Raw genomic sequence first — 11,492 nt, forward strand, 5'->3', positions numbered from 1 at the left:
GTCCCGCCCGCTGTACGAATGCATCCTCACCGGCGTGCCACCGATCCACAGCGGTATCGTGCACAACAACGTCTCGCGCCTGTCCAACCAGCGCAGCATTTTCCATTACGCCACCGACGCCGGCCTTACCACCGCAGCGGCGGCTTACCATTGGGTCAGCGAGTTGTATAACCGCACGCCCTTTCTCGCCGCACGGGATCGTCATACCGACGACAAGACGCTGGCGATCCAGCACGGGCATTTCTACTGGAATGACCACTACCCGGATTCCCACCTGTTTGCCGACGCCGACAGCCTGCGGCTCAAGCACGCGCCGGACTTTATGGTGGTGCACCCGATGAACATCGACGACGCCGGCCACAAGCACGGCCTCGACACGCCGCAGTACCGCAACAGCGCACGTTCGGCCGACATCATCCTGGCCGACTACCTGCAAGCCTGGCTCGATGCCGGCTACCAGGTGCTGGTGACCGCCGACCACGGCATGAACAACGACCGCTCCCACAACGGCCTGCTGCCGGAAGAACGGGAAGTGCCACTGTTCGTGCTCGGCGATGCCTTCAGCCTGGACACCCACGCCGCACCGAAACAAACCGAGCTGTGCGGCACGGTCTGCGAACTGCTGGGCGTACCCCACGACAAACCTGTGTGCCGGGAGTTACTGAAGTGAGTTCAATATCCCGTGGCAAATGGCTGGCACTCCTGTGCCTGGTGCCTTTCGCGCTGTTCTTTATCGTGTTCGAAATCGCCCCGCTGGTATGGGTGCTGATCAATAGCCTGCAGACCGAAGACACTGGCTGGGGCCTGGACAACTTCACGCGCATCTTCAGTTCGAAGTTCTACCTGCAAGCCATCCAGTTCAGCCTGGAGATCAGCTTCTACTCGAGCATCTTCGGCATCATCATCGCCACGCTGGGCAGTTATTCCCTGCGCCGGGTGGATTCGCCGCTGCGCAACTTCGTCACCGCCTTCGCCAACATGACCAGCAACTTTGCCGGCGTGCCCCTGGCCTTCGCGTTCATCATCCTGCTGGGGTTCAACGGCAGCATCACCATCATGCTCAAGCAAGCCGGGATCATTCAGGACTTCAACCTGTACTCCAAGACCGGCCTGATCATCCTCTATACCTACTTCCAGATCCCCCTCGGCGTGTTGCTGCTCTACCCAGCCTTCGACGCACTGCGTGAAGACTGGCGTGAGTCGGCGGCCCTGCTCGGCGCCAATGGCTGGCAGTTCTGGCGACATATCGGCTTGCCGGTGCTCACCCCGGCGCTACTGGGCACGTTCGTGATCCTGCTGGCCAATGCCCTGGGTGCCTACGCGACGGTCTACGCCCTGACCACCGGGAACTTCAACGTGCTGCCGATTCGTATCGCCGGCCTCGTGTCGGGGGATGTATCCCTCGATCCAAACATGGCCAGCGCACTGGCCGTGGTGCTGGTGGCGCTGATGACCGTGGTCACCGTGGTCCATCAACTGCTGCTCAAGAGGAGCTACCATGTCTCGCGCTGAAGCCGGCCCGGCCTCCCTCTACCACCGCGTGGTGGTGTACCTGTTGTTCGCGATCCTGGTGCTGCCGCTGATCGGCACGTTCGTCTACTCCATTGCGAGCAGTTGGTCGGCAACCATTCTGCCGGCGGGCTTCACGGTGAAGTGGTATGTGCAGCTGTGGAGCGACCCACGCTTCCTGATGGCCTTCGGGCAATCGTTGCTGGTGTGCGTGGGTGCGTTGATCCTGTCGGTGGTGTTGATTCTGCCGCTGTTGTTCGTGGTGCATTACCACTTTCCCAGGCTCGACGCCTTGATGAACATCCTGATCCTGCTGCCCTTCGCGGTACCGCCGGTGGTGTCGTCGGTGGGCCTTCTGCAACTGTACGGTTCCGGGCCGTTGGCGATGGTGGGCACGCCGTGGATCCTGATCGGCTGCTACTTCACCGTGGCGCTGCCATTCATGTACCGGGCGATCACCAACAACCTGCAAGCCATCAACCTGCGCGACCTGATGGACGCCTCGCAACTGCTCGGCGCCAGCACCTGGCAGGCCGCGCTCTTCGTGGTGCTGCCCAACCTGCGCAAAGGCCTGATGGTGGCGCTGCTGCTGTCGTTCTCGTTCCTGTTCGGTGAGTTCGTGTTCGCCAATATCCTCGTGGGCACTCGCTACGAAACCCTGCAGGTGTACCTGAACAACATGCGCAACAGCAGCGGCCACTTCACCAGCGCCGTCGTGATTTCCTATTTCTTCTTTGTGCTGGTGCTGACCTGGGCCGCCAATACCTTGAACAAGGACAAAAGCCAATGAGCTTCGTCAGCGTCCAACATCTGCAAAAAGGCTACGCCGGCACCCCGGTGTTCAGTGACATCAACTGCGAAATCGCCAAGGGTGAGTTCGTCACCCTGCTCGGCCCATCCGGTTGCGGCAAGTCCACCCTGCTGCGCTGCATCGCCGGCCTGACCGCAGTGGACAGTGGGAAAATCCTGCTGGACGGCCAGGACATCGTTCCGCTGAGCCCACAGAAACGCAACATCGGCATGGTGTTCCAGAGCTATGCGCTGTTCCCCAACATGACCGTGGAACAGAACGTCGCCTTCGGCCTGCGCATGCAAAAGGTCAACGCCGATGACAGCCACAAGCGCGTGCAGGAAGTGCTGCAACTGGTGGAACTCAAGGACCTGGCCGGCCGCTACCCGCACCAGATGTCCGGCGGCCAGTGCCAGCGGGTGGCCCTGGCCCGCTCCCTGGTCACCCGCCCGCGCCTGTTGCTGCTGGATGAGCCGCTGTCGGCGCTGGATGCACGGATTCGCAAGCACCTGCGCGAACAGATCCGCCAGATCCAGCGCGAACTGGGGTTGACCACGATCTTCGTGACCCATGACCAGGAAGAAGCCCTGACCATGTCGGACCGGATCTTCCTGATGAACCAGGGCAAGATCGTGCAAAGCGGCGATGCCGAGACCCTCTACACCGCACCGGTGGATGTATTCGCCGCCGGTTTCATCGGCAACTACAACCTGCTGGACGCCGACAAGGCCAGCCAGTTGCTGCAACGCCCGATCAGCGGGCGCATCGCGATTCGCCCGGAGGCCATCGAACTGAGCCGCAGCGGCGAACTCGACGCGCTGGTGCGCAGCCATAGCCTGCTGGGCAACGTGATTCGCTACCGCATCGAAGCCCGTGGCGTGGAATTGGTGGTGGACGTGCTCAACCGCTCGGCGGACGATCTGCACCCGGACGGCCAGCGCCTGGCACTTTCCATCGACCCCAGTGCGCTGTGTGAAGTAGCCTGAGCAGCAGTGAATCTTGAGAGAGCGTAACGGATGGCATTGGTAATTTTTGATTTGGACGACACCCTGATCCATGGCGACTGCGCCACCCTCTGGAGCGAACAGATGGGGCGCCTGGGCTGGGTCGACCCGGCGTCGTTCATGGGCAGGAACAACGAGCTGATGGACGCCTACAGCCGCGGCGAGCTGGCCATGGAAGACTTCATGGACTTCAGCCTGGAGCCGATGATCGGCCGCACCCCGGAGGAAATCGAGCATTTGGTGGAGCCATGGGTCGAGGATGTGATTGAGCCGCTGATCTACAGCGACGCCACCAGGACCATCGCCCGCCACCGCGCCAACGGCGACCGGATCCTGGTGATCTCCGCCTCGGGGACTCACCTGGTGAAACCGATTGCGGCGCGTATCGGCATTGATGAGGTGCTGGGGATTGAGCTGGAAGTGAGTCATGGCGTGTACAGCGGCCGTACCGTGGGGGTACTGACCTACCGCGAAGGCAAGATCACGCGCTTGCTGGAATGGCTGGAACAGGAAGGTGAATCGCTGGACGGCGCGTATTTCTATTCGGATTCGCGCAATGACTTGCCGTTGTTGCTGAAGGTGGAGCACCCGCAGGTGGTGAACCCGGACCCGGTGTTGCGCGCCCACGCCGAAAAATCCGGCTGGCCAATCCACCACTGGGTCTGAGACCGCCTATCCCGACTTGAAATCCAATCAAAGGTGGGAGGGGCGGTGCGACGATTCGACTTGCCCCCTCCTACATCGACCCTATTCCAATCCGGGATCAGGTCAGGCTCTCGTCAATTACCAACACCAGCTTCCCGGCGATCTGGTTAGTCGCCAGCTCCGCAAACGCCGCCTCGGCATCCTTGATCGGGAACGTCCTGGCCAATTGCGGGCTCAGGCGACCTTCGGCAAACAACGGCCATACATGCTGGCTCAGGTCGCTGAACAGGTCGGCCTTGAACTGATCGTCACGGCTGCGCAGGGTCGAACCCAGCAGTTGCACACGCTTGGCCAGCACCTGGACCAGGTCCAGTTGCGCCTCGCGGCCGCCCATCAAGCCGATCAACACCCAGCGACCGTCCAGCGCCAGCAGCTTGAGGTCCAGCGCGGCGTAGTTGCCGCCGACCGGATCGAGGATCACATCGAATGGCCCGAAATCCCGCAGCCCTTCGATACCGTCAGTGCGTACTACGCCGCCCTGGGCGCCCAGGTCTTCACAGTAGGCCAGGCGCTGCGCCGAGCCGACGCTGACCCAGCACGGGCTGCCAAATGCCTTGCACAGCTGGATGGCCGCCGAGCCCACGCCACTGGCGCCGGCGTGCAGCAACACTTTCTCACCGGGCTTGAGGCACGCCAGTTGGAACAGATTCAGCCACGCGGTGCTGTACACCTCCGGCAGCGCCGCCGCTTCAATCAGCGACAAACCTTCCGGCACCGGCAGCACATGACGTGCATCCACCACCACTTCTTCGGCCATGCCGCCACCGGCCAGCAACGCACAGACGCGATCGCCCACCTGCCAGGACGAACCCGGGCCCACTTCACTGATCACCCCGGAACACTCAAGTCCCAGTACGGCACTGGCGCCAGGCGGTGGCGGATAGAGCCCTGCACGCTGCAATAAATCGGCGCGATTAAGGCCCGCAGCCGCCACACGAATGCGAACTTGGCCTACATCACATGTAGGACTTGGTTCGTCCAACCACTCCACATGACCTTCAACGCCTTGCAATGCTTTCACAGTGCCTCCATAGTGAGTCTGGACTGAGCCCGTAGCAGTAGCGCCGGGCTTTTTGCATTATGCGACCGGCCCCTATGGAACCGGCAACTTCAAAGACGGCCTAATATGCGTTATCAATTGCCCCCGCGTCGAATCAGCATGAAGCATCTGTTCCCCAGCACCGCCCTCGCTCTTTTCATTGGTATCGGCTTCGCGTCGATGTCGACCAATACGTTCGCAGCCAACAGCTGGGACAACCTTCAGCCGGACCGCGATGAGGTGATTGCCAGCCTTAACGTCGTCGAGTTGCTCAAGCGTCATCACTACAGCAAGCCGCCGCTGGACGACGCGCGCTCGGTGATCATCTATGACAGCTACCTCAAGCTGCTGGACCCGTCGCGCAGCTACTTCCTGGCCAGCGATATCGCTGAGTTCGACAAGTGGAAGACGCAGTTCGACGACTTCCTCAAGAGCGGCGACCTGCAGCCCGGCTTCACCATCTACAAGCGCTACCTGGATCGCGTGAAAGCGCGTCTGGACTTCGCCTTGGGTGAGTTGGACAAGGGTGTCGACAAGCTCGACTTCACCCAGAAGGAAACCCTTCTGGTGGACCGCAAGGACGCGCCTTGGCTGACCAGCACCGCCGCCCTCGACGACCTCTGGCGCAAACGCGTCAAGGACGAAGTGCTGCGCCTGAAGATCGCCGGCAAAGAGCCCAAGGCCATCCAGGAACTGTTGACCAAGCGCTACAAGAATCAACTGGCACGCCTGGACCAGACCCGTGCCGAAGATATCTTCCAGGCCTACATCAACACCTTCGCGATGTCCTACGATCCGCACACCAATTATCTGTCGCCAGATAACGCGGAAAACTTCGATATCAACATGAGTCTGTCCCTGGAAGGCATCGGTGCCGTCCTGCAAAGCGACAATGACCAGGTGAAGATCGTGCGCCTGGTGCCGGCCGGTCCGGCAGACAAGACCAAGCAGGTTGCGCCTGCCGACAAGATCATCGGTGTGGCCCAGGCCGACAAAGAGATGGTCGATGTGGTCGGTTGGCGCCTGGACGAAGTGGTCAAGCTGATCCGTGGGCCGAAAGGCAGCGTGGTGCGCCTGGAAGTGATTCCGCACACCAATGCACCGAACGACCAGACCAGCAAGATCGTGTCCATCACCCGTGAGGCGGTGAAGCTCGAAGACCAGGCCGTGCAGAAGAAAGTCCTCAACCTCAAGCAGGATGGCAAGGACTACAAGCTGGGGGTGATTGAAATCCCGGCCTTCTACCTGGACTTCAAGGCCTTCCGTGCCGGTGACCCGGACTACAAGTCCACCACCCGCGACGTGAAGAAAATCCTTACCGAGCTGCAGAAGGAAAAAGTCGACGGCGTGGTCATCGACCTGCGCAACAACGGCGGCGGTTCCCTGCAGGAAGCCACCGAGCTGACCAGCCTGTTTATCGACAAGGGCCCGACCGTGTTGGTACGCAACGCTGATGGCCGTGTCGACGTGCTCGAAGACGAGAACCCGGGTGCCTTCTACAAAGGCCCGATGGCGTTGCTGGTCAACCGTCTGTCGGCTTCGGCTTCGGAGATTTTCGCCGGTGCCATGCAGGACTACCACCGCGCGTTGATCATCGGCGGCCAGACCTTCGGCAAAGGCACCGTGCAGACCATCCAGCCGCTGAACCATGGCGAGCTCAAGCTGACGCTGGCCAAGTTCTACCGGGTTTCCGGGCAGAGCACCCAGCATCAGGGCGTACTGCCGGACATCGATTTCCCGTCGATCATCGACACCAAGGAAATCGGCGAAAGCGCCCTGCCGGAAGCCATGCCGTGGGACACCATCCGTCCTGCGATCAAGCCGGCCTCGGACCCGTTCAAGCCGTTCCTCGCGCAGTTGAAGGCTGACCACGATACCCGCTCCGCCAAGGATGCCGAGTTTGTGTTCATCCGCGACAAGCTGGCCCTGGCCAAGAAGTTGATGGAAGAAAAAACCGTAAGCCTCAATGAAGTGGACCGTCGTGCACAGCACTCCGACATCGAAAACAAGCAACTCGCCTTGGAAAACATCCGCCGCAAGGCCAAGGGCGAAGAACCCCTCAAGGAGCTGAAGAAAGAAGACGAGGATGCGCTGCCGACCGAAGCGGATAAAACCAAGCCGGAAGACGACGCTTACCTGGCCGAGAGCGGCCGGATCCTGCTGGACTACCTGAAAATCACCAAACAGGTGGCCAAGCAGTAAATGATGGCGATTTAATGTGATCGCTCCCTGGAGTGTCATCATATAGACATCATTCTGTCGTGAAATGAAGGACCGTCGGCGTAACGCCCACGGTCCTTTTTTTTCGATCGAGATCGCCATGACTATGACCGAACAGCTGAGTGCATTGGGCTCTATCCTGGCTCAAGGCAGTTTGCACAGCCTGTTCCAACCGATCATCTGCCTGTCAGAACGGCGCATCCTTGGCTACGAAGCCCTCAGCCGCGGCCCGTCGAACAGCCCGCTGCACTCCCCCATCGCGCTGTTCTCGGTGGCGCGCCATGCCGGTCGCCTCAGCGAACTGGAAATGGCCTGCCGCGAAAGCGCATGCCGCCGCTTCAGCGAGCAAAAGCTGCCGGGCAAGCTGTTCCTGAATGTCTCGCCCGAATCCTTGATGGAGACCGCTCATCAACCGGGCCGCACCCTGCAATTGCTGCGCGACTTCGGCATTCCGCCGAGCCAGGTGGTGATCGAACTCACCGAGCAGACCCCCACCGACGATTTCGACCTGCTGCAAACCGCCCTGCACCATTACCGCAACATGGGCTTTTCGATTGCCTTGGATGACTTGGGTGCCGGCTATTCCAGCCTGCGCTTGTGGTCGGAGCTGCGCCCGGATTATGTGAAGATCGACCGCCACTTTATCGACGGTATCCATCAGGATGCGCTCAAGCGTGAGTTTGTCGGCTCTATCCTGCAGATCGCCAGGGCCTCACGGGCCCAGGTGATCGCCGAGGGCATCGAATTGCCGGAAGAGCTGGCGGTATTGACCGAGATGGGCGTCGACCTGGTCCAGGGTTACCTGCTCTGCCGTCCACAGGAGCAGCCGCCACAGGAAGCGCGCCAGATGCTGCCCAAGCCCGACCAGGCCAATGTGGCCCTCAGCGAAGAAGCCGGCGACCTCAGCGCCCTGCTCAGCGAACAACCGGCGGTCGATCAGGACACCGCCACCGCCCAGGTGTTGGAGGCGTTCCGCCGCCAGGCCAACCTTAACTCCCTGGCGGTTCTGGATGGACGCGGCCACCCGGTGGGGATCGTGCACCGGCATTCACTCTCCGATGCGCTGCTCAAGCCGTTTGCCACCGACCTGTTTGCGCGCAAGCCCATCAGCCGGCTGATGAGTACGGATTTTCTGGCGGTAGAGTTGAGCCAGTCGCTGCAACAGGTCAGCCGCCTGCTGACCAGCCGCGCACGGCAACGTATCGAAGAAGATTTCATCATCACCCTCAATGGCGATTACCTCGGCCTGGGCCGGGTAATCGATGTACTCAAGCTGATCACCGAACTGAAAATCCAGCAGGCGCGCTATGCCAACCCGCTGACCCTGCTGCCCGGCAACGTGCCGATCCAGCAGTGCCTGACGCGACTGTTGCAGCAACAGCGAGAATCGGTGATCTGCTACGTGGATATCGACAGCTTCAAGCCGTTCAACGACATCTACGGCTACGGACGTGGGGATGAGGTGTTGCTGTGCCTGGCGCAGTGCCTGAACGACCGGGTCGACCCCAGCCGCGACTTTGTCGGGCACATCGGTGGCGATGACTTTCTGCTGGTATTGGGGCCACAGGATTGGCGCAAGCGGCTCAACCAGCTACTGGACGATTTCCATACCCAGTGCAGGCGCTTCTACCGCGCCGAGCACCTCGACGCCGGCTGCTTCGTGGCGCTGAACCGCCAGGGCGTACGCCAGGAGTTTGCGTTGCTGTCACTGTCGATCGGGGTGGTGCATTTGTATCCACAGGCCTGTGGACAACTCGATGCCAGCCAGTTGGCGGAACTGGCCTCGCAGGCCAAGCACCATGCCAAGGATATGACCGGCTACAGCATCCATGTGATCGACAGCATGGACATGTTGCCCCAGGCACTTTAAGCCTCGGCAGACTCCGGATACTCGTATTCGAATACCCGCACCACTTCCGAGGCATGCCAGGAGGCGGCGGCCACACCATCGGACGGCCCGCTGAAACGCCCCAGGCGCTCCACACACTCAAAGAACCCGGTACGCGGCAGGCGGCTGGCGCCCTGGCTGATCACCAGGGAGCTGCGCAACGGTTGCTCGGCCTTGGCGTCCAGCGCCGCCAGGTGCTCCAGGGCAGCGGCCAGGGTTTGCATCGCCGGCGTCGGAAATTGCAGGCGCTCCAACAGTGCTCGGTAGGTCAGCAGATGGCGCTGGCGGCGCGCCTGGTCCAGTTCGTTAAGTAACCCATCCCAATGTTGACGACTGATACGTAGGCTCAAGATTCATCCCTCCAACCTGCAACGCCTAATTCCCAGGCCAGGCTGCGGCGGATTGCGGCATCCGGCTGACGTTCACCACTTTCGATCAATCCTAGATACGAGGGGCTGATGCCCACGGTGCGGGCCAACGCTTCAATCGCCAGGCCCTTGGCTTCACGCAAGCCGCGCAGGTCTGCGAGCGGGCGCAAATCCTGGTCAGGTGCGGCGTGTGCAGTAGGAGAAGGCGTCGGTGAAGGCTGTTGCTGACCGGCGGCTTTTAGCAGCGCCTGGTACTGATCCCATGGCAACACCGCGTACTCGGGTTCGCCATTGCGTGAAATTATCTGAATATCCATGACCGCCCCGTAGGATAACTGCACTTACTGAGTAAGCTCTTTCCTTAGGAGTGTAATCCTAACAGCCACAAAGGTCGCAGGGGGATAGCCACGTCATCCGTTTTTTTGCGGGTTTTCCTTGGCCAGCAAGGCCGGGGTGGCAGGCAAACGCTCAACCACCGCGAGTTTTTCCGGGCGCTGTGCGTCACGCCAGGCGCGAAACGCGCTCAGTTCACCTTCCAGGGTCTTCATGACCCACGCCAGTACGGCGATGTCGTCGAGCATGCCGAACATGGGGATAAAGTCCGGGATCGCATCAATCGGGCTGAGGAAATACATCAACCCCGCCACCACAGAGATCAGCGCCTTGGGGCTGATGGCTCGGTACTCGCCACGCCAGTAGGCCAGGCACAGGGATTGAAGCAGCTTGAGATCATCCTTGAGCTTACCCAGGCGGTTGCCCTGGCTGGAGCCTTTGGCGGCGACAGCGAACAGCAGGGTCGGCAAACGTCCACGGCCCAGCAAGCGTGCCGCCATGGGCAGGAAACGGGTGAAATTGAAGGGTGGTTTCATCTGTCACTCCAGTTCCATCAAACAGAAAGGTTATCCACACAAATTGTGGATAACCTTGTGAACAGAGCCTGTTTTACCGGCTGAAAGCCACGGTCTACAAGGCTTCCAGTCAGATCGGGCGTTTTTTGCGCACATCAAAAAAACCCAAGAATTCATTGACTTGGCGCAGATGTGCCGATACCCGTACTCGAGTCTTACATCAGACTGTTACAGCGTACGGGCGTTCGATCGGATGTCTACAGGTACTGATTTTGAAAACCCCGAAAACAACAACGCCCCGTCAAGACGGGGCGTTGCGTGTTCAAGCGCCGATTACTTCTTGGCGGCAGGTGCAGCAGGGGCTTCAGCCTTGGCTGGGTCCTTGATGGCCAGCAGTTCCAGGTCGAATACCAGCACCGAGTTTGCCGGGATTGCCGGGCTCGGGCTCTGGGCGCCGTAGGCCAGGTCGGACGGGATGTACAACTCGACCTTCTCGCCTACGTGCATCAGTTGCAGGCCTTCGACCCAGCCAGGAATCACGCCGCTGACCGGCAGGTCAATCGGGCTGCCGCGATCCACGGAGCTGTCAAAGGTGGTGCCGTTGGTGAGCTTGCCGGTGTAGTGAACAGTCACCACGTCAGTTGGCTTAGGCTGTGGGCCGTCGGCTTTCTTGGTGATCTTGTACTGCAGGCCGGAAGCGGTGGTGACTACGCCGTCTTTCTTGGCGTTGTCTTCGAGGAATTTCTTGCCGGCGGCTGCCGACTCTTCGCTCATTTTGGTCATGCGTTCTTCAGCACGCTTCTGCAGTGCGGCAAACGCTTCAACCAGTTCGTCGTCTTTGAGCTTCTGCTCTTTCTTGCCGACGGCATCTTCGATGCCTTGGGCTACCGCTTTGGAATCCAGGTCATCCATGCCTTCCTGGGCAAGGCTTTTGCCCATGTTCAGGCCGATGCCGTAGGAAGCTTTCTGCGCCGGGGTTTTCAGCTCTACGCTGGTCTGCGAATCACAACCCGCAAGTACCAGGCTAACCAGGGCCACCGCCGCCGCCAACCGATGCTGTTTCATGCTATTTCCTTGTTCATGCGCCAAAAGGGCATTCGAATAAAGTCGCGAGCTTATCA

General features: G+C 60.5%; 12 protein-coding genes. 7 read left to right on the plus strand and 5 right to left on the minus strand.

Going from position 1 to position 11,492, the window contains the following annotated elements:
• The 5 genes from Q8X51_RS17525 to Q8X51_RS17545 all read left to right on the plus strand — a co-directional run.
• On the plus strand, window positions 1–670 hold a 670-nt coding region (locus tag Q8X51_RS17525), incomplete at its 5' end, for an alkaline phosphatase family protein (RefSeq protein ID WP_407694972.1).
• Window positions 667–1,512, plus strand: a complete 846-nt coding sequence (locus Q8X51_RS17530; protein WP_027607116.1) for an ABC transporter permease — start codon at window positions 667–669, stop codon at window positions 1,510–1,512. The genes Q8X51_RS17525 and Q8X51_RS17530, both read left to right, overlap by 4 nt.
• Window positions 1,499–2,299 carry an ABC transporter permease gene (locus tag Q8X51_RS17535; RefSeq protein WP_065924531.1) on the plus strand — a complete coding sequence of 267 codons (801 nt, stop codon included), beginning with the start codon at window positions 1,499–1,501 and terminating at the stop codon, window positions 2,297–2,299. The genes Q8X51_RS17530 and Q8X51_RS17535 overlap by 14 nt, the downstream gene beginning before the upstream one ends.
• Complete coding sequence (locus tag Q8X51_RS17540) at window positions 2,296–3,285, plus strand: ABC transporter ATP-binding protein (protein ID WP_065924530.1); 990 nt, start codon at window positions 2,296–2,298, stop codon at window positions 3,283–3,285. Before Q8X51_RS17535 ends, Q8X51_RS17540 begins: the two co-directional genes overlap by 4 nt.
• Window positions 3,286–3,315: 30 nt before the next feature.
• Entirely contained in the window at window positions 3,316–3,969 is a 654-nt protein-coding gene (locus tag Q8X51_RS17545; RefSeq protein ID WP_027607113.1) for an HAD family hydrolase, read from the plus strand.
• A 97-nt stretch (window positions 3,970–4,066) separates the two neighbouring features.
• Here Q8X51_RS17545 and Q8X51_RS17550 read toward each other — a convergent pair whose 3' ends face one another.
• Window positions 4,067–5,029, minus strand: coding sequence for a zinc-binding dehydrogenase (locus Q8X51_RS17550; RefSeq protein WP_407694057.1), 963 nt, complete (start codon window positions 5,027–5,029; stop codon window positions 4,067–4,069).
• Window positions 5,030–5,167: 138 nt separating this feature from the next.
• On the opposite strand from Q8X51_RS17550, the gene Q8X51_RS17555 reads away from it, so the two are divergent.
• Together Q8X51_RS17555 and Q8X51_RS17560 are read left to right on the plus strand one after the other, a co-directional pair.
• Window positions 5,168–7,249, plus strand: coding sequence for a carboxy terminal-processing peptidase (locus Q8X51_RS17555; RefSeq protein ID WP_174562728.1), 2,082 nt, complete (start codon window positions 5,168–5,170; stop codon window positions 7,247–7,249).
• Window positions 7,250–7,367: 118 nt separating this feature from the next.
• A complete protein-coding gene (locus Q8X51_RS17560; protein WP_043293707.1) occupies window positions 7,368–9,137 on the plus strand; it encodes a bifunctional diguanylate cyclase/phosphodiesterase in 1,770 nt (589 codons plus the stop codon).
• Here the strand turns inward: Q8X51_RS17560 and Q8X51_RS17565 are convergent.
• The 4 genes from Q8X51_RS17565 to Q8X51_RS17580 all read right to left on the minus strand — a co-directional run bounded on the left by Q8X51_RS17565 (window position 9,134) and on the right by Q8X51_RS17580 (window position 11,436).
• Window positions 9,134–9,505, minus strand: a complete 372-nt coding sequence (locus tag Q8X51_RS17565; protein WP_005786715.1) for a hypothetical protein — start codon at window positions 9,503–9,505, stop codon at window positions 9,134–9,136. The two genes, Q8X51_RS17560 and Q8X51_RS17565, sit on opposite strands and share 4 nt — an antisense overlap.
• Window positions 9,502–9,840, minus strand: a complete 339-nt coding sequence (locus Q8X51_RS17570; RefSeq protein WP_065924556.1) for a helix-turn-helix domain-containing protein — start codon at window positions 9,838–9,840, stop codon at window positions 9,502–9,504. The genes Q8X51_RS17565 and Q8X51_RS17570 overlap by 4 nt, the downstream gene beginning before the upstream one ends.
• 93 nt (window positions 9,841–9,933) lie before the next feature.
• Complete coding sequence (locus tag Q8X51_RS17575) at window positions 9,934–10,392, minus strand: YkvA family protein (RefSeq protein WP_027607108.1); 459 nt, start codon at window positions 10,390–10,392, stop codon at window positions 9,934–9,936.
• Window positions 10,393–10,704: 312 nt separating this feature from the next.
• Window positions 10,705–11,436, minus strand: coding sequence for an FKBP-type peptidyl-prolyl cis-trans isomerase (locus tag Q8X51_RS17580; RefSeq protein ID WP_012723274.1), 732 nt, complete (start codon window positions 11,434–11,436; stop codon window positions 10,705–10,707).
• Between the last annotated feature and the right edge of the window lie 56 nt (window positions 11,437–11,492).

It is taken from the genome of Pseudomonas sp. Yb2C2 (genome assembly GCF_052112325.1).
Lineage (GTDB): Bacteria > Pseudomonadota > Gammaproteobacteria > Pseudomonadales > Pseudomonadaceae > Aquipseudomonas > Aquipseudomonas marginalis.

Bases quoted from the DNA above. Each gene is read 5' to 3' on its own strand.
- Q8X51_RS17535 (WP_065924531.1), top strand. From the start codon at position 1,499: ATGTCTCGCGCTGAAGCCGGCCCGGCCTCCCTCTACCACCGCGTGGTG.
- Q8X51_RS17540 (WP_065924530.1), top strand. From the start codon at position 2,296: ATGAGCTTCGTCAGCGTCCAACATCTGCAAAAAGGCTACGCCGGCACC.
- Q8X51_RS17545 (WP_027607113.1), top strand. From the start codon at position 3,316: ATGGCATTGGTAATTTTTGATTTGGACGACACCCTGATCCATGGCGAC.
- Q8X51_RS17555 (WP_174562728.1), top strand. From the start codon at position 5,168: ATGAAGCATCTGTTCCCCAGCACCGCCCTCGCTCTTTTCATTGGTATC.
- Q8X51_RS17560 (WP_043293707.1), top strand. From the start codon at position 7,368: ATGACTATGACCGAACAGCTGAGTGCATTGGGCTCTATCCTGGCTCAA.
- Q8X51_RS17570 (WP_065924556.1), bottom strand. From the start codon at position 9,840: ATGGATATTCAGATAATTTCACGCAATGGCGAACCCGAGTACGCGGTG.
- Q8X51_RS17575 (WP_027607108.1), bottom strand. From the start codon at position 10,392: ATGAAACCACCCTTCAATTTCACCCGTTTCCTGCCCATGGCGGCACGC.
- Q8X51_RS17580 (WP_012723274.1), bottom strand. From the start codon at position 11,436: ATGAAACAGCATCGGTTGGCGGCGGCGGTGGCCCTGGTTAGCCTGGTA.